The sequence below is a fragment of the Flavitalea antarctica genome (assembly GCF_054461535.1).
In genome coordinates this window covers 107,303-128,406 of sequence record NZ_JBTLQG010000005.1, presented here as the reverse complement: position 1 = coordinate 128,406, position 21,104 = coordinate 107,303, and the positions used below count along the sequence as shown (strand labels likewise).

The window sequence follows — 21,104 nt, the reverse complement described above, 5'->3', positions numbered from 1 at the left end:
CGACTTCACAATGATATTTCGGTTCTTGTTTGTACTGTTGATTTTAAAGGCTTTTAATGAAAATAAGGTCTATCATAATAGGCGCATTTTTATTTCCGGTTCTTGTTAGTGGGCAGGCTTTTCAGATTGACAAACCGCCACTTCCCATTGACAGTTTACGAAAAGCACTACCCTTTTTACGCGATAGTGCCCGCGTGGATTGTTTGAATGAATTAGCCCGTTCATATGCAGAAACAAGAACCGCAATGCTATCTGATTCGGCATGGTCGCTAGCCAGACAGGCTGATGAGGAAGCTTCTGCCCTCAACTACATAAAAGGCATGGGTGATGCGAGTTTACGTTTTGGACTCTTCGCCCAGTGGCGTTTTTTTGATTCCGGTGAAATGGAAAAATATTTCAGGGAAGCAATTTCGTGGTATGAAAAAATACCGGATGATGAACGATTAGGACATGCATTCATGGGTCTGGGCACCGCATTACTGAAGCGGAGCACACCGGATAATGCGAAGAAAGCTTTTGAAAGATCCGCTGTACATTTCAGGAAAGCAGGCAACCGGGTTATGCTGGCTGAAATAAATGATCAGTTTGGCTATGTATACCATGAAAAAGGGGACTTTGAGAAATACTTTGAGAGTATAAAACAGGGAATCAAGGAAAAAAAAAGGATTGGAGATAGCAGGGGGATCATATGGTCATTGTATCGGCTGGCTCACATTTACCGGACAGTCGGTGATCACGAAACAGCTCTGGATTATTTTCGTCAGAGCTACATGCAAGCTCGCAGCCAGGGGATAAGATGGAACATCTATAGATCAATGGGTAATGTATTCCTGGATCTGAAAAATTATGACTCATCTATATACTATTTCCAGCAAGCCTTAAAGAATATGCTTCCTAATGATGGACCCTCACTGGCGGGGCTTGGAAAATTGTATATGTTGCGGAAAGAATATGACACAGCCTTACATTATTTACAGAAAGCCTTAACCAGTTTTAAGAAACGTGATAATGATAACGGAGTAATGTGGACGCTGGTAGATATGGGGAAAAGCTATATCGGGCTAAAGCAACTCGCAAAGGCATTGATGTGTGCAAGGCGATCATTAACAATTTCAGATCGCCTGGATACCAAGGATGTAAAATGGCTTGCTTATGAAATACATTGGAAGGTATATGAAACACTACAGCAATCAGACAGTGCTTATTTTTATTTTAAAAAATTTGTCACATTGAAAGACAGTTTGGAGGATGCTAAGTTTAGACGTCAGACTATTCAAAAACTGGCATTATATAAAGTAGAATCAAAAGAGGAACAACAACAGGCTCGTATAAACCTCTTAAATAAAGACAACCAGATAAAGAACCAGCAACTGAAAGACGAATCAGTGATGAAAAAAATACTTATTGCGTCCCTTGTTGTTTTCGTAATGATTGGCACTATTATTTTCAGAAACACAACACTCAAAAGTAAAAATGAAAGACATCGCCACGAACTGGCGGAAAACGAATTACAGATTCAGAAGCTTGAAAGCGACAAAGCAAAAGCCGAACTGCAACAAAAGGCGACGGAACTGGAAATTCAGGCGTTGCGTGCACAAATGAACCCACATTTCATTTTTAATTGTCTTAGTTCTATCAATCGGTTCATATTAAAGAATGAATCGGAAGCGGCCTCTGATTATCTGACTAAATTTTCCAGGCTGATACGTATGGTGCTGAATAATTCTAATAAATCGATGATCATCATGGAAGATGAACTGGAAATGCTCCGTCTCTATCTTGACCTGGAAAGACTACGCTTTAAAAACTCTTTTGATTATACGATAAGTTTTTATAACAATTTTGACGCAGCTTCTATCTTCCTTCCACCGTTACTGCTACAACCGTTTGCTGAAAATGCTATCTGGCACGGTCTTATGAACAAACAAGGGCAGGGTGCCCTGGAAGTTGGTTTCGAACTTAAGACTAATATGCTATGTTGTTATATTACTGATAACGGGGTTGGACGGAAAAAAGCCGAAGCATTAAACAGCAAATCAGCAGAAAAACAAAAGTCTATGGGCATGCAGATCACGGCTGAACGCCTTGCCTTGCTTAATAAGGATGTAGAAAAAACGACTGTTACGGTCCAGGATCTTGTAGACGCAGAAGGACAAGCGGCAGGAACGAGAGTTACTATAGAAATCAGGTATAGAGAGGCCATCACGGAATTTCATGAAACAAAATTATAACAATACTACCTCCATCAGTTTTTGAACACTATGATAAAAGCCATTATTGTTGATGATGAGCCTTATTGTTGCGAATCGCTGGTCACCCTGTTGGAACGTTATTGTCCTGCCGTGAAGGTGGCTGATATTTGTTATTCGGGGGAAGCCGCTTTATCAGCTATAAAAGAACAGCAGCCACAAATTCTTTTTCTCGATATTGAAATGCCGAGAATGAATGGCTTTGAGATGCTGGAAAAATTACCTGAAATACATTTTGAAATCATATTTACGACCAGCTACGATCAATACGCCATCAAAGCCATACGCTTCAGTGCATTGGATTATCTTTTAAAACCTGTTGACCGCGAGGAATTACAAAGAGCTGTACAGAAAATTACACAGCGCTTGCATTACCCGCTTCCCCAGCAACTTGAAATTCTTTTGCAAAAAATTCATCAGCCTGCTTCTTTTATTCAGAAAATTGCGCTACCGACGATGGAAGGATTGCAGATGGTTGATGTAAATTCAATTATCAGTTGCGTATCAGATAGTAACTACACTATCTTTCTTTTAAAGAACAAGCAGAAAATAATTGCATCGCGCACGCTAAAGGAGATAGAAGAAATGCTCGAAGAATACGCCTTTCTCCGTGTGCACAATTCCCATATCGTTAATCTGAATGAAGTAAACAAATACATCAGGGGTGAAGGGGGCTATCTTATTATGAGTGATGACTCATCCGTTGATGTTAGCCGAAGCAGGAAAGAAATGCTATTAAAAAAATTGCGACCCGAAAAGCACTGACATTTTTTCTAATCATTGTTTGGTTATCAATACGGACCGGTAGCAGGGTTTAATTTTTATCTTTTCTGTAGTCCTGGACTACAATAGACTGATATTTTAGGATATGGATTGTCCTGAAAGCAAGATACCTGCCACTGCGGTTTCTTCGATTACAAATACTGCCGAAGAAGAGATACAGCGGACTAACAAAAAACACTGTGGCAATGGAAACCGGCATCAATTTTCCTTAGTAACTTTTATATCGCGAAAAAAACCATCGGTGCCTCCATCTACAAAAAGACCAATAGCGCCACTATGGGCAGGACCCAGCTTCAGGTCGTTCACGATGAGGACCGGCTGTGGGCTGTCGTTGAGATAGAGTTTCGCCTGGGCATTTTTTACGACGATCTTCATTTTAATCCATTCATTCAGCCCCATATCCGCATAGGATTCATATTTTCCCTCTGATTCCTTTCTCAGCCTGTCGAATTTATAATCAGGATAAGAAAAATATTGTGTCGAATGGTTTCTTCGGAGCTGATCATCCGCCCTTCCGTTCGTGGGCCTGATGTAGATAGATTCAAACTTGCTGTTGTCCTTGTTAATCCGGAAAGCCAGCCCGATGAAGCCGCGCGCGAATTCGTCTGCTGTGGGCAGCAGCCGGCTCAGCAGCATTACTTCAATACTCCCGTTGCTGAAATTGTCGGTGTTAGTCAGGCGAACGAATGTCGGAAGATCAGCACCTTTCGCCGCAGTATCTTTTGACACCCTTACCACTTTCTTTCCGTCCATATCCACAACCGACATAGTGACCAGCACCGGTTCAAGATCATAATTTTCAAACCGCGTCCCCTGAGCCCGAAGCGGACCTGAACATAAAAACAATGAAGCACTCATGATTGCGACGCGCAGCAGGGAAAAGGTTGACGAAGACATAATGATCTTTTGATGTTTTAAACGTTTGATACCGATTCGACTTCTGTACCGACTACTTCTTAATTTTACCTAAAAGTTAAACGAAAGGCAAATGAAAACGAAGTCTTTAACACTTAAAATTTCTCCTGCTGTTGGCACCGTTTCGGCCGAATGTATGATTCCACCGAAAAGCTCCTTTGCTATGACTCTTGCCCATGGTGCCGGAGCAGGCATGGATCATGCCTTCATGGTAACTTTGTCACGGTTACTTGCAGAAGCAGGTATTACGACCATGCGTTTTAATTTTCCTTTTACAGAAAACAAAAAAGGCAGACCAGATACACCTGCGGTTGCTCATCAAACCATTGAAGCAGCTATTGCTAAAGCGCATAAATTGTTTCCCGGGCTACCGGTTTTTGCTGCAGGAAAATCGTTCGGTGGTCGTATGAGTTCACAGTATGTTGCAGCCAATCCTGATGTGAACATACAAGGTTTAGTCTTTTACGGTTTCCCTTTGCATCCTCCCGGCAAGCCTTCTATAGAAAGGGCAGAGCATCTGAAAGCTGTCAAAAAGCCCATGCTGTTTTTGCAGGGCACAAAAGATGAATTGGCTACATGGAATTTGATCGAAGAAGTATGTTCTTCTCTGCGCCAAGCCAAACTTGTGAAAATTGAAGGGGCCAATCATGCATTTAAAGCAGGTAAGCAGGATGTTATTCAACTGCTGGCTAACCACACCAGGGAGTGGATTACCACGTTGAAATGATGATCACTCTGTATTAGATAAAAAAGAATGACCGGTACGAGAAGACCCTCTGGCTTATATTGGCCATGAACTCCCCGGTTAAGAATGAGCAGGTTCAGACTTTTTTGAAAACAGCTTCTTCACCAAATGAACAATCTTTTCAATGATAAATCCAATCACGATACCCCCGATAGCAGAGGCCAGCACCTTCGCAAACCAGGCCAAAGCCGGAATTCCTTTCAAAGCATCATCCAGGTCGTGTAACAAATGATTTGTAAAAGGGATACCATGGGCTATGATCTCGGCACCTACCCATAGCATAGCGAAAGTCCCTATTACACTAAGTATACTCAGGAATCGTGGCATGAACTTTACGAGACCGCGACCAAATTTTTGGGCAAAAGGATGAAATTTTTCCTGCGCCATGTGTTTGCCAATATCATCGGCCTTTACTATAAGCGCCACAAACCCGTACACGGCCACAGTAATAAAAACCGCTACTGCCAGCATCACAGCGATCTGATTAAGGATTGGCTGACCGACTACCTGGCTGTAGGCAATGGCCATAATTTCGGCTGACAAAATAATATCTGTACGCACAGCGCCTGTTACCCGTTCCTTTTCCAGTTCTTCCGGGGTAATCACCTTAAGCTCTTTGTCCTTAATTTCAACATGGTGTGGTTTGCTAAACATGGAATGGAGCTTTTCATACCCTTCGAAACATAAGTATGCACCCCCTGCCATCAAAATCGGTGTGATTGCCCATGGTGCAAAATAGCCCAGCAGTAAAGCTGCCGGGCTTAAAATGAACAGCTTATTGATCAGTGATTTCTTGGCAATGTTGAATATAATAGAAAGTTCCCTGGACGGATCCAGGCCAACAACATACTTGGGAGTAACGGCCGTATCGTCGATTACAATACCTGAGACCTTGCCGGTTGTTTTAGCGACCTGGGCGGGTACATCATCCAGGCTTGCCGCACTTGCCTTTACCAAAGCTGATATGTCGTCCAATAAGGCGAAAAGTCCTGAAGCCATACTTATATAATAATTATTTGAAATGAAGTTTAATCTGCTATGTGTTTCCAGGTAGGAGTGGCAGCAAGTTAGCGAACAATTAATAATAACAGATATTAGCTGCGATCTTCTGTTATTTTCTGACAAAAAAATCACACCAAAAGATCAGATTGTGAGAAATGAAGTTTCGCCTGCACCGCCGGATTAGACAAAGCTATGAAAGCGTAAGTTTGTTAGCGGAACAATATCTTTGAACCTCAAGGAACCGTTTTCAGCAAGGGATAAGAAAGTTAAGTAAAACAATATCATTTTTTCATGAAGAAATTAATCACCCCAAAGCTTATCACGCAGTGCACAATCTCTTTCGCATTGATGGCGATAAATTTTTTTTCCATGGCACAGGATTCAAACCTGGTTTCCGGGAAACGGACTACCTCTGCCGCCGGCAGAGAAAAAATGTGGAGTGCTTTACCAGCTAATCTAAACGTAAGCTTTGCGTCAGGCAGTGTACGATACGAAAAGGATCTGCCTCCGCAGATAAATCAAAGTACCAAATGGATGCCTGTTGCATGGAAGGGAGAGAAGATCCATACGCAACTACTCGTATGGGGAAATGAGGCCAGGAAAAGTATAAAAATTGGTACCAACGATTTGAAAGATAACCATGGACATGTTATCAGTAAGGAGGCTATTACTACAGGATTTGTTCAATACGTTATGACTGATGAGTTTAAAGGAGGATGCGGACACCGCAAATCCTCAGACTTTGACTCTTCCATGGTGGCGGAAATTATTAACACAGAACTTTCAACTGTAACATTAACTGCTAAGACCGTACAACCCGTCTGGATCAGTCTTAAGGTGCCTGCCAATACTTCGGCCGGGGTCTATACAGGAACAATTACCATTGAAGCCGACAAAAAATATGTTTTGAATATATCACTCAGGGTAATCGATAGAACATTGCCACCTGCTGATAAATGGACATATAAACTGGATCTTTGGCAACATCCTGCTGCCATAGCCCGTGTGCACAAGGTTGAACTCTGGAGTGACAAACATTTTGAATGGATGAAAAGATATTACACCATGCTTGCCGGTGCAGGGCAGAAAAATATTACCGCAAGTATTGTTGATGAACCCTGGGGACATCAAACCTATGATGACTACCCGAGCCTTATCAAATGGACAAAAAAGAAAAACGGCCAATGGAAATATGATTATAGTTTGTTTGACAGGTATGTGTCCTTTGTGATGAGCTGTGGTATCAAAAGTCGTATTAATTGCTACAGCATGGTGCCATGGAAGATTGCCTTTCGTTACTACGATGAAGCATCCGGGAAGGACACAGTGTTCAGGCAGGCTATAGGAACGCCTGCTTACAATGAGTTCTGGTCAGTAATGCTAAAGGATTTTACGAATCATTTAAAAGAAAAGAACTGGTTTGGCATTACTGCAATCGCGATGGATGAAAGGCCACTCGAAGCTATGCAATCCGTAATTGCATTGTTGAAGTCAATTGATAAGGATTGGAAAATTGCTTTAGCGGGTAACTATCACGCCGAGATTGAGAATGATATTGACGATTATTGTATCGCTTCTCAGTTGCAGTTTCCGGCGGATGTTTTAGCGAAACGAAAAGGCCAGGGTAAAATAAGTACCTGGTATACATGTTGTGTGGAAGCTTATCCAAACGGATTTACTTTTTCTCCTCCCGATGAACATGTGTGGCTGGGTTGGTATACTGCGGCTAAAGATATGGATGGATATTTAAGATGGGCCTTCAATAGCTGGACAAAGGCCCCGCTTGCTGATAGCCGGTTTACGGCCTGGCCTGCTGGTGATACCTACCAGATCTATCCGGGTCCGCTGAGTTCTATTCGTTTTGAGAAGTTAATAGAAGGAATCCAGGATTTCGAGAAAATACAAATTCTGAAAAGCGATTATAAGCGGAATAACCAGACAAATAAATTAAATGAGCTTGAAGCTGCATTAAAGAACTTTGAGATCAAAAAACTATCGTCTTCCAGTGCGGAAAAAATGGTGGCAGATGTAAATAAACTTATTTACTAAAAAACACGCAAGATATAAGTTGCTCCGGTGATGAGATTTTTCAATTCTCCAAAAAATTCACTTTTGTCCATTTTTTGTGGTCGAGTTGCCCGATCAATTGTGATCGTTATAAACTCTTCTCATTTTTCTTACCTTTCAAATAAATCTATCATTCATGGGGCCAACCCGCCAACTTGCGGCCATAATGTTCACCGACATAGTTGGATATACCGCTTTGATGGGACAGGACGAACAAAAAGCATTTGAACTTTTGCGGAGGAACCGTCAGGTGCAGCGGCCCGCTATAAAGCAATTCAACGGAACATGGATTAAAGAGTTAGGTGATGGGATTTTGGCGAGTTTTTCAACAGTTACCGATGCTGTATTTTGCGCATGTGCTATCCAGCAAGCCTGTAATAGCACAGCTGATTTAAAACTGCGAATAGGCATTCACCTGGGCGAAGTCGTGTTTGAAAATAATGATGTGTTCGGTGATGGTGTCAACATAGCATCAAGACTACAGGCTCTTGCTCCCGCTGGTGGTATATGGATTTCAGAAGCCGTTTACAATACAATAGTCAACAAAAAAAATATTGAGGCAAAATTTGTAAGCGAGGAATTATTGAAGAATGTAAAAGAGCCGATGCGTATTTACGAAGTAAATATTCAAAACACAATAGCAGCATACTCTGATTTAACCCCCAGCGAAAAATCACCAGGCAAAATAACATCTCAAAAAAGCATTGCCGTCTTGCCGTTTGTAGACATGAGTGCCACACATGACCAGGAATATTTAGGCGATGGGCTGGCAGAAGAGATTCTAAATTCGATCACTCACTTAGAAGATTTAAAAGTAGCTGGCCGCACTTCATCGTTTCAGTTCAAGGGGGCCAAAATGGATCTGCGCGAAGTCGGTGAAAAATTAGGAGTCAATACAGTATTGGAAGGAAGCGTTCGTAAACATGGCAATCGCCTGCGGGTAACTGCACAATTGATCAATGTTAAAGACGGATTTCATATTTGGGGTGCAAGGTATGATCGTGAGATGGATGATATTTTTGCCATACAGGACGAAATTGCGTTGGCAATTACCGAGCAAATGAAAATCACTTTATTGGAAAAAGATCGTGAAAGAATTACGAAAGCCGCTACACAAAATGCAGAGGCATATGAGCTGTATTTGAAAGGAAGATTTCATCTAAACAGAAGGGGGAGATCTATTCTGAAAGGTTTGGAATTTCTGAAGCAGGCGATTGCAGAAGACCCTGGCTATGCCCTGGCCTATGCGGGTTATGCGGATGCAAATACGTTAGGAGCAGCTTACGGTTTCTTTTCAGGAAAGGAAGTAAGGAAGGAAACGAAAGAAGTAGCACAGACGGCCATAAGGCTTGATAATTCTCTTGGCGAGGCTTATTTTTCGTTAGGCTATTATTATATATGTTTCGAACGTAATTGGGAGGAGTCGCGAACAAATTTTGAAAGGGCCATAGAACTGAATCCAAGATATGTACAGGCACGTTCCCTATACGGTATGATCTACCTCGGTTGGGTGCAAGGAAAATTCGAAGAAGCAGAAGAGCAGGGACGAATAGCAATCAAGCTGGAGCCGTTAAGCGCGATTGACCATGCTGACCTGGCCTGGACGCTTTTGATGGCTGGTAAATATGAAAAGGCACTCAGTATAGCTAAACTAGGCATTGACTTAGATAATAATTCGTTTTTGTCGCACCGAGTTGCCGGCCTTTGTAATATTGTTTTACAACGCTATAAAGAGGCTATAGATGTGTTTGAATACTTAGTGATCATCTCAAACCGACACCAACATGCTGTCAATGGATTAATTTGGGCATATTCCAGTGATAAAAATTTTGAAGAAGCCAGGAAGCTGAAAAATGAATTAGAATTAAGGTCGGCTACAGAATATATAGGGCGGACTTATTTTGGATTATCTGCCGCTTACCTCGGTGATCTGGATTTGGCATTCAAATCCCTCGAACAAGCTTTTGAAGATCTTGATGCACATATACTCACTATTAAACGTGCGCCTTATGTCCCTGCTTTACTGCGAAATGATCCACGCTTTGAAAAATTACTATCCAGGATTGGTTTTCCTTAGTAGGGTGTCTGCGAATGGGAGTAGATTCAAAACTGTATTTAGACAAGATTACTTCCTGACAACGTCTCCCTTCATGGAATTAAGAATAGCGATAACTTCATTTTTTTCCGCCTCTCCAATTCCGTTTTCTTCCAAAGCCTGTAAAGTATCTTCATTGGCACTTAGGAAATCTTCTTCTGTTATGTTAAGCCCGGCATGTGACGTGCGCATATCCCGGCCAGTGTACTGATGTGGCCCTCCCGTTCCCATGGAAAAGAATTCAAATACCAATTGCTTAAGCCTGGCCATATCAGTCTCCTGAAAATGGTGACCTATGAGGGGATTACTTCGATTTTTGTCCAGCACATCATTGACAATATTCTTCACCCCAGATTCTCCGCCTAATCTTTCATAAAGAGATTTTTTTTCGATGGTTGTTGTCTTGTTCTCCATTACCAATAAGTTTAGGTGATTACCTTTTCAAATCACTACAAAGTTACAAGCTTAGATAGAAAATTTTTTCCTTCAACTCAAATAAATTGTCTTGAATTATGAGGCAGCCATCCGCACGAATGGAGATACGATTCGGGTGAACCTCGCAAATTGTATAATCCTGTTACAGTAATTTTCATTTCATGTGGATTCTTTTACTGAACAGAGACGCATTGGAATAGAACAACGCCCAGAAATAGTTGCGTGTAGTACAGTAGAATTTGCAAACTTATTTTATTTCAATAAACTGAAGGTTCTTTAATGAAGTGTACTGACAATCACTTTGGACATTGTATATCGGTAGTAAGTATACATTGACAGACGAGACGCAACCCAGCAGGAAAACGACAGGAGGCGATTCGGACATTATTTGTTAGTTCAGGGGCTATTTATTCTGCCGAAATAATCTTTTCCAATTCTTTTAGTTCTGCTTCCGTTGGCATAGATAAGGGTGGACGAACATCGCCACCACTACGACCGATAATTTTTGCGCCCGCTTTAATTAAACTAACTGCGTACCCATTTTTTTTGTTCCGCAATCTTACCAGCGGGATATAAAACTGTTGTGTTATCCTTGCTACTGTTGCAGCATCTCCTGCCCTAAGACTTTTATAAAAATGATTGGCTAATTCCGGAACAAAATTAAATGCAGCTGAAGAATAGGTATTTACACCGATAGCTAAATATGCCTCTGCGATTATTTCTGCAGTGGGTACACCACCAATATAAGAGAGCCGTTTGCCAACTGTTTTGATAGTATCGTTAAGGTCCTGCATATTGCCTGTGCCGTCCTTTAGTCCAATCAAATTAGGGCAGGCATCGGCTAGTTTCTTAATATAGTCTGCTGATAAAACGCCGTTACCGCGATTATAATAAATTACAGGAAGTGAGGTATTCTGAATTATGGTTTTAGCATACTCATACACTCCATCCTGCGGACATTCGGTGAGGTATGGCGGAAAAAGCAATAACCCATCTATTCCAGCCCTTTCAGCCATTTTTGCAAAATCTATTGCTTCGGGAATACTTCTTCCAAGGCTGGAAATAACCGGCACCCGCCCGGCTACTGTTTTCACGGCAATGGTTATTATTTGTTCGTATTCATTCGCGGATAGCGAAAAAAATTCTCCGGTTCCTCCCGCTACAAAAACAGAAGAAACATTATGACTTACAAACCATTCAATCCTTTCGGTATAAGAATCCGGATTGAATGCTCCTTTTTCATCAAAGTCCGTAATTGGAAAAGAAAGAAGGCCGTCTTCAAGCGATGATTTTATTTTTGATAATTCCATAATCTAAATTTTGGAAGGGAAGTGATTGTTAGCTGTTGAGATATATTTTAACTCATTGAAATGTTCGTTGCTGTTGCAAAATATTCTTGGGTAAGAAAATATTCTTAACTATTTCAGATTTTCTTAATTGTTTCAGATATTCTTAACAGTTGACAAAACTTAGGTGTTTCAAACCTTCTTTATTGTTGTAAATATTTTGGTTGTTAAGAAGTATTCTTTATGCTGAATTCAACTACCACCTTGTTGCTTTGAATGTCCAGCCAGGTTGTACTTTTTGCATTTCTATCTCATCATTGCGTTTGGTTAAGCCACAATCCAGATAGTTTTGATGGAGCTTTGCCAATGCTTGCCTATCCAACTCAACACCCAAGCCGGCACCGGCCGGTACCGCCACCTGACCATCTTCAAATCTGAGTCGCCCACCAATAATGATTTCATCTGACTGCCAGGGGTAATGAGTATCCAATGCATATTTAAAATTCGGTATTGCTGCTCCCAGGTGTACCATAGCTGCGAGGGAAATGCCCAAATGCGAATTTGAGTGCATGGATAAGTCCCGGCCGAAAGTCTGACATATACCAGCCAGGGTCATAGATGCGTGCAGCCCTCCCCAAAAATGATGATCACTTAAGATTATATCTTCTGAACCCAGTTGAATACTTCGTGGAATGTCTTCAAATGACGTAGTACACATATTTGTTGCCAGTGGTGTCTTTAAGGATTTCCTGACTATTGCCATGTTTTCCTGCCCACGGACAGGATCCTCTAAGTACTCAATCACGCCTTCCATTTCTTTACCGTATTCTATAGCCGTTTCCACTTTCCAGAGTGCATTAGGATCGATACGGATAGGTACACTGCTTCCAAATTCATCACGAAGGGCAAGCACTGCATCAACTTCCTGACGCGGCTCGAATACCCCGCCTTTTAACTTGATAGACTTAAATCCAAATTCTTTACACATTGCCTTAGCCTGTGCGACTATTTCTCCGGGATTTAATGCATTTGCCTGTCGGGCGCTGTCCCAGCCGGTTGCACCAGGATCAGTACCAAAACCTAATTCACCGCCTGCTCCTTCATATTTATAGAACAGGTAGGCTGAGAATGGAACACTTTCACGTCGCATCCCACCTAACAAGTCAACCACCGGCCTGTTGACAATTTTACCGATGATGTCAAGGCAGGCTACTTCAATGGCACTGAAGATATGCACCAATGTCCGCTGGTCCCAGGGAGCATCGCCTCTTTCAGAAGTCTTATCTATCCCAAAATGAGCAACCAGTGTGTCGCGGATCTGGTTCAACTGAAATGGATCCTTGCCAATAATGAAGGCCCTGCTTTTTTCCAGTGCCTTGTCAATTGCGATATTTCCGGGGATCTCACTGATACCGCTTATGTTATCTTCTGTTACCAATTCTACTACTGTGCGCAGTGCATAAGGTGCGTGAAGTCCCGCAGCATTGAGCAAAGGTGGGTCAATGACGGCAATCGGCGTTATATGAAACTCTTTAATTTTTGGTCCTGGTCTGTTCATTGCTTATTCGGTTTTTGTAATTGCTGATACATTACTATGATAGGATATCCGGTTCTTTCATTGCTGATCCTTTCTGTCATTACTTATCCGGTTCTTTCATTGCTCTTACATTTGTTATCATTGAAGATTCTGCTTAAATATTCATCATACGGCAATTAAAATACATAAATACCTCAGGTCAGTGGCCCCGGGTTAAATAATACCAGGTCATTATAGATCCCTAATTTGTCCGTCGCTACTTTTTTAGTACCACTGGCTACTTCAAGGATAAGATGAAATAATTCCCAGCCCATTTCTTCAATCGTTTTTTGTCCGAAAGCAATAGGCCCTGCATCAAAATCGATGAGATCGTGCCAGCGGTTGCTGAGCTTTGAATTTGAACTTACCTTTATTACCGGTACCATGTTTAACCCGTAGGGCGTTCCTCTGCCTGTAATAAAAACATGGACATTCATCCCGGCGGCTAATTGTAATGTGCCACATACAAAATCACTGGCCGGGGTAGCGACAAAGTTCAAACCCTTTTTCTGGATTTTTTCGCCTGGTGAAATCACATCTACAATGGGACTTGTTCCGGATTTAACAACAGACCCTAAAGATTTCTCAACAATATTACTTAAGCCTCCACCTTTGTTACCGGGAGTTGTATTCGCACTGCGGTCTGCACTTCCTCTTTGTAAATAATTATCATACCAGGCCATTTCTTTTTTTAATGCATCCGCAACCTTTTCGTTAATGGCTCTTGGTACCAATAGGTGAATGGCATCACGGACCTCGGTACCCTCTGAAAAAAATACAGTACCCCCGGCTCTCACAATCAGGTCAGCTGCAAAACCAGCTGCAGGATTACCGGTTAAGCCCGAAAAAGCATCGCTTCCACCACATTGCATACCAACACTGAGGTCTGATGCCGGACAGGTGGTACGTTTTCGCTGATTGAGTTTTTGTAAATGCATTTCAGCCATCTTCATTATTCCATCTACCATATCTCCAAAACCCTCAAATGATTCGTCCTGCAAATAGAGGATGGAATGGTCATCGGCGCTTTTCCCGATAGGTAATAATCGTTCAGGGCGCAATTTCTCACAGCCAAGGCCAATGATCATAATCTCCCCGCCAAAATTTGGATTCTGGGCGATATGCTGAATCGTACGAATCGGAACAATTGCACCTGGTGCGTCTATTGCAATGCCACATCCATAACTGTGATTAAAAGCGACTACATCATCAACATTCGGATATAGCGGCAGCAATTCTGTTTTTATTTTCTGACAAACAAAATCAGTGATACCTGCCACGCATTGCACACTTGTTGTAATGCCCAAAACATTTTTTGTTCCTGCAGTGCCATCAGCATTTTTATAACCCTGGAAAGTAAAGCCATTTAATGGCTCGATGGCTGGTATGGGTTTCGCAGCGTAAGGAATCTCGCTCAGATCCGGTGGTAATGGCAAATTGATATTAGTTTCATTGATCCAGCTTCCCTTTGCAATAAAATTGTTCGCATAGCCAATGATCTGCCCGTAGCGGATAACCGGATCATCTTTCTCAAAGGATTGTAAAGCCACTTTATGTCCCATGGGTATATCTTCCTGCAAAACGATATCACCGGAAACAAGGGTGTCCTTTTTCAGTCCGGAAGCGTTGGCTACTATTCCTACATTGTCCTGCGAAGTGGTTTGTATGACGATATTATCCATACAGTAATTGATAAATATTTATTGCCTGAAATCCGCTCATATCATTGGGAAAATTTTTGCTGCTATCATCGTCAGAATTAAGCCTGTTATGCCCATCAAAGACTGCATCGGGGCGATGGTTTTCAGAGCTTCTTTTTCGGTCAGGTTGCTTGTTTTGCACATTATCCAAAAACCTGCATCGTTCATCCATGGTATCAGTTTTGCGCCGCTGCCGATGGCAAGACACAGATAAACCGGGTGAAATCCTAAATTTTCGTTTTGTGCCATCCCCGCTAAGATCCCCGATGCTGTAATTAGTGCGACCGTCGCTGAACCTTGTGCTGTGCGTACAATTGCTGTTACCAGAAAAGCCAGTGGTATCAATGCCATTTGATAATCTTTGGTGGCACTTGCTATACTTTGGCTAATGCCTGAGTGTTGCAACATGCCACCAAACGCGCCACCCGCAGCAGTAATTAAGATTATCCCGCCACCGGTCATTAAAGCCGTTTGAACAAAAGCAGACATTTTCTCCCGGGTCGTTTTTTTCTGCCTGGTCAACACTACGAGGGCAAAAATCGCACCCATAAGCATCGCAATGTTTTTGTCACCAAAGAAAAAAATGACAGCTAATATTTTATTGAGAACAGCTGAATCAGTTAATGCCGTAGTAGTTTTTACAAATGATTCAACTACAGAATGAATACATATCGTTACCAGTGGAAATGCTGCTGGCAGCAGGGCCCAACCAAGCGAGGGCAACTCTTTGTCTGTTTTATTAGCAATAGCAGCAATGTCCTCTAATCGTGCATCAGGAGAGTCGCGGAGTGGGATGGGCATTTTCTTGTTTAACCATACCGCAATAAAATAACCTACTGTGATCGTGCAAAATCCCAGCATCGTTCCGCAAATCATCATCAGGCCAATCGGTACATTCATAGCACCTACCAAAAACAAAGGCCCCGGAGAGGGCGGTACATAAGAGTTTGCCATAACTGCACCAGCAATTACCGACAAGGCGAGTAACAAATAATTTTTTCCAAGCCGTAATCCCATTGCTTTTGCCAGGGGCATCATCAAAAAAATAACGGCATCTACAAAAACAGGAATGGTGAGAAAAAAGCTGCTCAGTACAAAACCAACCGGCGCTTTTTTTTCTCCTGTAATTTTCAGGATCGCGCGGATGATTTTTTCTGCAGCTCCGCTGTCGAGCATCGCCTTGCCAATGATTGCAGCCATGGCTATGAGGATACCGACTTTGGCGCAGGTATTACCAAATTCAGTTGCTATACGTTCCCCGATACTTTTACGGGACTGTTGTAGTGCCTCTGCAGCTGACATGCCTTTGGACAGAAAAAATTGTTCAACAGATGATTGGGGTGTGAGTACCGCCACCACCACTGCCGCAAGCAGCAATGCTAAAACCGGATGGAGCTTCAGGCCAATAATACCACCTACTATTATCAGGATACCAACAAGAAGAATAAAAATGGGATTTTCCATAAGCAGTTCAGCTAATAATTACTTTGTAATTGCCGGTGGATCTATCAAACTTAATGATTTTTAATCCTGTTTACTTTTATCTTGAAAAAAATACTAAGCTCCCAGCAACATAAGCGCTATGCGAAGAGTCGCAAATAACCTTTTAGTTGTCGTATATGACCACGGTTCAAACAAAAGATTGTCGCCATCTTTGACTTGTTGATCCTGATATGATCATTGAAATCAGGTGAGGTTCGTGGAGCAGTCACCACTATAAAACGGGCGAAACCGAAAAGCCATACGAGTAGGAATAAAAATCGAGTTTATGACTACCAACAATGTTGCATTACACAGGCAAACAAAAGCATCACCGGAGAAGGTGTATCGTGCCTTTACTGAAGCACTGGCCATAGCTTCATGGATTCCTCCCTATGGCTTTCTTTGCACGGTTCATGAAATGAACGTAAAAAAGGGCGGTACGTATAAGATGTCGTTTCAGAACTTTACGACTGGTAAAAGCCACTCATTCGGAGGTGAGTATGTAGAAATAAGACCCAATGAATATTTAAAATATACCGACAGGTTTGATGATCCAAATTTACCGGGTGAGATGATCACCACGGTATCGCTTCGCAAGAATTTAGCGGGTACCGAAATCAGAATCACGCAGGACGGAATCCCGGAGATGATACCTGCAGAAATGTGCTACCTCGGGTGGCAGGAGTCCCTCGACAAACTTATAAAGCTGGTGGAGCCTGAAATTCCGGATGCCTGATCTACCCGGTAGTCCCCTTAATGTTTTGTAAATTCGTTAGGATGCCATCATCGGCACCGGGCAAATAAAAGGAGGCGATTTATGGAAGATCATCTTGAACCAGGGCTTATCGAAATTCTTCATAAGCTTGGACTGACAGAGCAGTCTCTCCGGCAACATGTTATCCGGCCTGCTATTGAAAGGGATGTTGTTCAGTTTGAGCTGCACGAAGCCGGCGAAGGGGAACATGAACCGGATCTTCCGCCACCACCTTCCGGGTTGTTTTATCGCCTTAACGTTGAAAAGTTACAACGTGGTTTACATGACCTTCTAAGCCCTTGTACGGTGGGTTATTCCATGCAATTGCGCCGGTATGGAAAAGTAGTATTCAAAGAGCAATGGGGTAAATCAAAGTTGCCCGGTGATAGTGGATTAACAGGGGTTTGGTGGAGCCCTGGTACACCAATGCATGTCGCAAGTATAAGTAAGTTGATCACCGCTATAGCGATGACCAGGGTGCTCGAATACCATAACATATCTCCTGATGCCAGGATCTGGCCCTATTTGCCAAAGCATTGGAATAAGGGACCTGGGGTTGACCAGCTTACTTTCCGGAACCTGCTAACCCATAATTCAGGGCTTGTTGTTCCCAAAGCACCGGGGGAGTGCGATTACCTCTTTATGAAAGAACGGATTGCACATGGTATTTCCGGGATGCCGGGCTATCTTAATATAAATTATTCGCTTTGCCGGATTTTGATCAGTACCATCGATGCCTCATACCTGTTCGATCTTCTTCCAACAACCAACGATAATTACTGGGACCTTACCACGACTACATACTATACAAAATATGTTACGGAGAACATCTTTGCACCAGCAGGTGTGGTTTCAACACTCGATCACCCGACTCCGAACGCCCTTGCTTATCCTATTCCCGCCAGCTTGCCGGGCTGGGATTCGGGTGATTTGACATCAAAGTGCGGCGCTGTGGGGTGGCATCTTTCTGCCGATGATCTGCTTTACACGATAGCCGCCTTCCGGCGAGCCGGAAGTATCATCCCACCTGCCAGGGCACAACGTATGCTCGACAGGAAGTTTGGTATCGATTTATTGAAGGATACTCCTCTTGGTCGCATTTATGCAAAAGGGGGCTTCTGGGGAAATGGAAGTGCTGTTGAGCAGAGCAATGTGTTTTTGCTTCCTAAAGGCATGGAACTGGCCATTCTCGCGAATAGCCCTTTCTGCAAACCGGACACCGGCTTCATGGCTAAGGTATTCGGAGTGATCAACGATTGCATTGAGAGCAATCTATTGAAGCTTACCCTGACAACTGTGAGTGTTATCGCTGCGGTGGGACTAATGGCAAAGACACGGAAAGTGAGAGCAAAAGCGTAAAAAATTAAACTCTCTATGAATTCCGGCGAGCCAGTGCGTAAGCATGAAGCTCACACTCTTAATGAGCCCCGGAATGCCCTTGCGGCATAATATGATTCTGCTCCGTTATGATATAAAAAAACGTGATTGTAGCGGCGGTCACAAAACAACGCACCCCCGAGCTTCCTTATTTCAGCAGGAGTTTGTACCCAGCTTGAAGTTTTTAAGTCAAAATTTCCCAACTGCTGCAGGTTGCGGTACTCCTGCTCACTCAACATTTCAATACCCATCTCAGCGGCCATATTCATAGCGCTGTCCTTCGGTTTGTTTTCTTTCCTGGCTTCCAGTGCTTCGCCATCATAACAAATACTTCTGCGGCCTTTTGGGCTTTCAGCTGCGCAATCATAAAATATAAATTCACCGGAGTTTTTGTCATAACCCACTACATCAGGTTCGCCACCTGTTATTTCCATTTCTTCGAGGGACCAGAGTTTCCCAGGGTTTGCTATGAGTTTAGCTTCCACATCAGCCCATTCAATACCCTTGTGACGGTTCGTGTTTTTTTCAAAACGGGATTTTAATATCTTTATCAGTTCTTCACTTTGTGAGGGTGATAACTGCTGTTTGTTGCTCTTAATGTTTTTCATGAAGTGACATTTTATATGTGTTCGAAGGTTCAACTCTTCAATCATTCAGCCATTTCCGGCATATCATTTTAGTTTATGTTTCTATTCTGCTTCCTTTTTCAACTTTTCAATCATTGAGTCCTTTCCCGCTTAGAATTACAGGCGTATATTTTTCTATCCTTGATTCCCTTGTTTTGGCTTGTTTCGGAGAAGAAAAATGAAGCTTATACGCGCGCTGCCTGCCGGGAGTAAGCGCTTCGAAAGCCGCTTTGAGGGCAGGCATCTCTTTCAGCTTCTTTTTGAATTCTTCAGGCATGGTGAATTCTTCCGTCTTTTTTAATTCAACCTTCAAACCAGCCTTTTCTATCCCGATGGCTTCATAGATATAAGATTTGATTGCAGACTTCATCCGACCTATCCCGCGTGCATTGGTGAATCGTATCTGCCGCGCTGCCTGGACATTTTTTGTTTGTTGAATCAGTATTCCATCCGGATCACTCAGCAAGGCTCCTTTAAAAAACAGGAGTGCACAATATTCCTTAAATACATGAATTAACACAATATTGCTTTTCCCAAGGGTATAACATGGCGTTCCCCATTTCAGTTCTTCGTTGAGCCCGCATTCAAGAACAATGTCTCTTAATTTGGCAATCTCGTCCTGCCACCCTGTTGATTTGTTAAAATAGAAATCGACTGAAGGATTCATATGTTTTTGGTTAGGTTAGCAATCGCCTTTTCCCCGAATTGGTTACCATTTTTTTGTTTACGTTTCAGTTAACTAAAACTATCAAATAATTGCCCAACATACCATCAACTCACCGAAAGAACAGGTATGCTGATTTTTCGCTCCGCCGGTCTGAACGTCCAGGACAGTATCGTCAGCACCAACAAGAGCAATGGCGGAAATATTTCGTTGATCGCATCTCCCAGTACAATATGCGAATAAAGCGCACCCAACATCATAAAAAAGAATCCGGCATAAGCCCATTCCTTAAGCAAAGGGAAGCGGGGAATAAGGACTGCCACAACACCAAAGATCTTGGCCGCACCCAGGAAAGGAAGCAGATAGTCCGGATAGCCCATTTTGATAATAAAACCTGTTTCTTCTTTCAGTTTTAATAATTGAACTATACCGGTGGAAGCCATTCCCAATGCAAGCCAGAGGGTGGCAATCCAATAGATGATCTTATTTCTTTTTTTCATGGCCGTATATGTTGATTCATAACTTTTGTTTAAGCTTTTCAGCCACTACCTGTAACCGGTTATGCGCCATATTGATGCCATATGAAAATGGTAACTTAAGCATCTGGTCCCTGAGCGCAACTGATTTATAAATTATGTGTATGGTTAGTTTGCTGGTTTCTTCGGTGAGTTTTTCAAACTGCAGAAACTCCAGCTGAACGTCGAATTGAGTATTCTCCATTTCAAAGGTGCGGATGATTTTCTGTTCCGGTATAAACTCATGGATCACCCCATTGGTCCTGAGCACAACGTTTCCCTTAGCATCCGAAGTTTCATATTGCCAGCTCCCGTGTTTTCTATTTTCGAGTTTCAATACTTTTGTTCCCATCCACTGCTCTACCAGTTCCGCTTCTTCGTATGCCCTGAATAATAATTCCAGGGGGAGATCGAACTCCCTTGTTATAAACAGTTCCTGTTTGCCGTCCACGGCATCTATCTTTGTTTTCCGTTCCATAACTCTCTATTTCTTTGCTTTGTATTGTTTCATTACCGCTTCCAGCTTGTTAAACCTGTCGTCCCACATTTTGCGGAATGGTTCAATAAAGTCAGCTACTTCTTTCATTTGCTTCGCATTGATATGATAGTAAATCTCCCTTCCGTTCTGTTCCTGTTTCAGCAATTCGCACTCTGTAAGGATCTGCAGGTGTTTCGAAACGGTCGGTCTTGCCGTATCAAAGTTTGAGGCTATCGCACCTGCCGTCATGGCTTGTGTGGCGACCAATAACAAAATTGATCTCCGGGTAGGGTCAGCTATTGCCTGGAATACATCGCGTCTCAAATTCATCTTGTAGCTATTTGACTACAAATAT

General features: G+C 42.5%; 19 protein-coding genes. 7 read left to right on the top strand and 12 right to left on the bottom strand.

Annotation, left to right across the window (positions count from 1 at the left end; genetic code table 11):
* Nucleotides 1-56 precede the first annotated feature (56 nt).
* Together ACX0G7_RS07480 and ACX0G7_RS07475 are read left to right on the top strand one after the other, a co-directional pair.
* Nucleotides 57-2,231, top strand: coding sequence for a tetratricopeptide repeat-containing sensor histidine kinase (locus tag ACX0G7_RS07480; protein ID WP_458922817.1), 2,175 nt, complete (start codon nt 57-59; stop codon nt 2,229-2,231).
* 30 nt (nt 2,232-2,261) lie between these two features.
* Nucleotides 2,262-3,014: a LytR/AlgR family response regulator transcription factor gene (locus ACX0G7_RS07475; RefSeq protein WP_458922816.1), complete on the top strand. Its 753-nt coding sequence runs from the start codon at nt 2,262-2,264 to the stop codon at nt 3,012-3,014.
* A 216-nt stretch (nt 3,015-3,230) separates the two neighbouring features.
* Here the strand turns inward: ACX0G7_RS07475 and ACX0G7_RS07470 are convergent, their stop codons facing one another.
* Nucleotides 3,231-3,929 (bottom strand): hypothetical protein, encoded by a 699-nt coding sequence (locus ACX0G7_RS07470; RefSeq protein WP_458922815.1) that lies wholly within the window; start codon nt 3,927-3,929, stop codon nt 3,231-3,233.
* 91 nt (nt 3,930-4,020) lie between these two features.
* Between ACX0G7_RS07470 and ACX0G7_RS07465 the strand changes: the two genes are divergently transcribed.
* On the top strand, nt 4,021-4,674 hold the full coding sequence (locus ACX0G7_RS07465) for an alpha/beta hydrolase family protein (RefSeq protein WP_458922814.1): 654 nt from the start codon (nt 4,021-4,023) through the stop codon (nt 4,672-4,674).
* A 78-nt stretch (nt 4,675-4,752) separates the two neighbouring features.
* Here ACX0G7_RS07465 and ACX0G7_RS07460 read toward each other — a convergent pair whose 3' ends face one another.
* Nucleotides 4,753-5,691, bottom strand: coding sequence for a DUF808 domain-containing protein (locus ACX0G7_RS07460; RefSeq protein ID WP_458922813.1), 939 nt, complete (start codon nt 5,689-5,691; stop codon nt 4,753-4,755).
* 294 nt (nt 5,692-5,985) lie between these two features.
* Here ACX0G7_RS07460 and ACX0G7_RS07455 point away from each other — a divergent pair, with 294 nt between their 5' ends.
* Complete coding sequence (locus tag ACX0G7_RS07455; protein WP_458922812.1) at nt 5,986-7,743, top strand: DUF4091 domain-containing protein; 1,758 nt, start codon at nt 5,986-5,988, stop codon at nt 7,741-7,743.
* Between the two features lie 154 nt (nt 7,744-7,897).
* Nucleotides 7,898-9,838, top strand: coding sequence for an adenylate/guanylate cyclase domain-containing protein (locus tag ACX0G7_RS07450; RefSeq protein WP_458922811.1), 1,941 nt, complete (start codon nt 7,898-7,900; stop codon nt 9,836-9,838).
* A 48-nt stretch (nt 9,839-9,886) separates the two neighbouring features.
* On the opposite strand, the gene ACX0G7_RS07445 is transcribed toward ACX0G7_RS07450, so the two are convergent.
* The 5 genes from ACX0G7_RS07445 to ACX0G7_RS07425 form a co-directional block, all read right to left on the bottom strand.
* Nucleotides 9,887-10,270 carry a group I truncated hemoglobin gene (locus ACX0G7_RS07445; protein ID WP_458922810.1) on the bottom strand — a complete coding sequence of 128 codons (384 nt, stop codon included), beginning with the start codon at nt 10,268-10,270 and terminating at the stop codon, nt 9,887-9,889.
* Nucleotides 10,271-10,698: 428 nt separating this feature from the next.
* Nucleotides 10,699-11,601, bottom strand: coding sequence for a 5-dehydro-4-deoxyglucarate dehydratase (kdgD, locus tag ACX0G7_RS07440; protein ID WP_458922809.1), 903 nt, complete (start codon nt 11,599-11,601; stop codon nt 10,699-10,701).
* A gap of 232 nt (nt 11,602-11,833) precedes the next feature.
* Complete coding sequence (locus ACX0G7_RS07435) at nt 11,834-13,135, bottom strand: enolase C-terminal domain-like protein (RefSeq protein ID WP_458922808.1); 1,302 nt, start codon at nt 13,133-13,135, stop codon at nt 11,834-11,836.
* A 173-nt stretch (nt 13,136-13,308) separates the two neighbouring features.
* The gene (garD, locus tag ACX0G7_RS07430) at nt 13,309-14,835 is read right to left on the bottom strand and encodes a galactarate dehydratase (RefSeq protein WP_458922807.1); all 1,527 of its coding nucleotides are present in this window, start codon (nt 14,833-14,835) and stop codon (nt 13,309-13,311) included.
* Between the two features lie 36 nt (nt 14,836-14,871).
* On the bottom strand, nt 14,872-16,317 hold the full coding sequence (locus tag ACX0G7_RS07425) for a GntP family permease (protein ID WP_458922806.1): 1,446 nt from the start codon (nt 16,315-16,317) through the stop codon (nt 14,872-14,874).
* A 304-nt stretch (nt 16,318-16,621) separates the two neighbouring features.
* Here ACX0G7_RS07425 and ACX0G7_RS07420 point away from each other — a divergent pair, with 304 nt between their 5' ends.
* Nucleotides 16,622-17,071, top strand: a complete 450-nt coding sequence (locus tag ACX0G7_RS07420; RefSeq protein ID WP_458922805.1) for an SRPBCC family protein — start codon at nt 16,622-16,624, stop codon at nt 17,069-17,071.
* Nucleotides 17,072-17,152: 81 nt separating this feature from the next.
* Nucleotides 17,153-18,448, top strand: coding sequence for a serine hydrolase domain-containing protein (locus ACX0G7_RS07415; RefSeq protein WP_458922804.1), 1,296 nt, complete (start codon nt 17,153-17,155; stop codon nt 18,446-18,448).
* Nucleotides 18,449-18,498: 50 nt separating this feature from the next.
* On the opposite strand, the gene ACX0G7_RS07410 is transcribed toward ACX0G7_RS07415, so the two are convergent.
* The 5 genes from ACX0G7_RS07410 to ACX0G7_RS07390 form a co-directional block, all read right to left on the bottom strand.
* Nucleotides 18,499-19,074, bottom strand: a complete 576-nt coding sequence (locus tag ACX0G7_RS07410) for a DUF4256 domain-containing protein (RefSeq protein WP_458922803.1) — start codon at nt 19,072-19,074, stop codon at nt 18,499-18,501.
* Between the two features lie 106 nt (nt 19,075-19,180).
* Nucleotides 19,181-19,759 carry a YdeI/OmpD-associated family protein gene (locus ACX0G7_RS07405; protein WP_458922802.1) on the bottom strand — a complete coding sequence of 193 codons (579 nt, stop codon included), beginning with the start codon at nt 19,757-19,759 and terminating at the stop codon, nt 19,181-19,183.
* 104 nt (nt 19,760-19,863) lie between these two features.
* The gene (locus ACX0G7_RS07400) at nt 19,864-20,256 is read right to left on the bottom strand and encodes a DoxX family protein (RefSeq protein ID WP_458922801.1); all 393 of its coding nucleotides are present in this window, start codon (nt 20,254-20,256) and stop codon (nt 19,864-19,866) included.
* Between the two features lie 16 nt (nt 20,257-20,272).
* Nucleotides 20,273-20,749, bottom strand: coding sequence for an SRPBCC domain-containing protein (locus ACX0G7_RS07395; protein WP_458922800.1), 477 nt, complete (start codon nt 20,747-20,749; stop codon nt 20,273-20,275).
* A 6-nt stretch (nt 20,750-20,755) separates the two neighbouring features.
* Nucleotides 20,756-21,079: an ArsR/SmtB family transcription factor gene (locus ACX0G7_RS07390; protein ID WP_458922799.1), complete on the bottom strand. Its 324-nt coding sequence runs from the start codon at nt 21,077-21,079 to the stop codon at nt 20,756-20,758.
* Between the last annotated feature and the right edge of the window lie 25 nt (nt 21,080-21,104).

Coding starts and splice junctions, on each gene's coding strand:
- ACX0G7_RS07410 (WP_458922803.1), bottom strand. CDS start 19,074: ATGAAAAACATTAAGAGCAACAAACAGCAGTTATCACCCTCACAAAGT.
- ACX0G7_RS07480 (WP_458922817.1), top strand. CDS start 57: ATGAAAATAAGGTCTATCATAATAGGCGCATTTTTATTTCCGGTTCTT.
- ACX0G7_RS07475 (WP_458922816.1), top strand. CDS start 2,262: ATGATAAAAGCCATTATTGTTGATGATGAGCCTTATTGTTGCGAATCG.
- ACX0G7_RS07415 (WP_458922804.1), top strand. CDS start 17,153: ATGGAAGATCATCTTGAACCAGGGCTTATCGAAATTCTTCATAAGCTT.
- garD (WP_458922807.1), bottom strand. CDS start 14,835: ATGGATAATATCGTCATACAAACCACTTCGCAGGACAATGTAGGAATA.
- ACX0G7_RS07445 (WP_458922810.1), bottom strand. CDS start 10,270: ATGGAGAACAAGACAACAACCATCGAAAAAAAATCTCTTTATGAAAGA.
- ACX0G7_RS07405 (WP_458922802.1), bottom strand. CDS start 19,759: ATGAATCCTTCAGTCGATTTCTATTTTAACAAATCAACAGGGTGGCAG.
- ACX0G7_RS07450 (WP_458922811.1), top strand. CDS start 7,898: ATGGGGCCAACCCGCCAACTTGCGGCCATAATGTTCACCGACATAGTT.
- ACX0G7_RS07465 (WP_458922814.1), top strand. CDS start 4,021: ATGAAAACGAAGTCTTTAACACTTAAAATTTCTCCTGCTGTTGGCACC.
- kdgD (WP_458922809.1), bottom strand. CDS start 11,601: ATGGAATTATCAAAAATAAAATCATCGCTTGAAGACGGCCTTCTTTCT.
- ACX0G7_RS07390 (WP_458922799.1), bottom strand. CDS start 21,079: ATGAATTTGAGACGCGATGTATTCCAGGCAATAGCTGACCCTACCCGG.
- ACX0G7_RS07425 (WP_458922806.1), bottom strand. CDS start 16,317: ATGGAAAATCCCATTTTTATTCTTCTTGTTGGTATCCTGATAATAGTA.
- ACX0G7_RS07400 (WP_458922801.1), bottom strand. CDS start 20,256: ATGAAAAAAAGAAATAAGATCATCTATTGGATTGCCACCCTCTGGCTT.
- ACX0G7_RS07420 (WP_458922805.1), top strand. CDS start 16,622: ATGACTACCAACAATGTTGCATTACACAGGCAAACAAAAGCATCACCG.
- ACX0G7_RS07435 (WP_458922808.1), bottom strand. CDS start 13,135: ATGAACAGACCAGGACCAAAAATTAAAGAGTTTCATATAACGCCGATT.
- ACX0G7_RS07395 (WP_458922800.1), bottom strand. CDS start 20,749: ATGGAACGGAAAACAAAGATAGATGCCGTGGACGGCAAACAGGAACTG.
- ACX0G7_RS07455 (WP_458922812.1), top strand. CDS start 5,986: ATGAAGAAATTAATCACCCCAAAGCTTATCACGCAGTGCACAATCTCT.
- ACX0G7_RS07460 (WP_458922813.1), bottom strand. CDS start 5,691: ATGGCTTCAGGACTTTTCGCCTTATTGGACGACATATCAGCTTTGGTA.
- ACX0G7_RS07470 (WP_458922815.1), bottom strand. CDS start 3,929: ATGTCTTCGTCAACCTTTTCCCTGCTGCGCGTCGCAATCATGAGTGCT.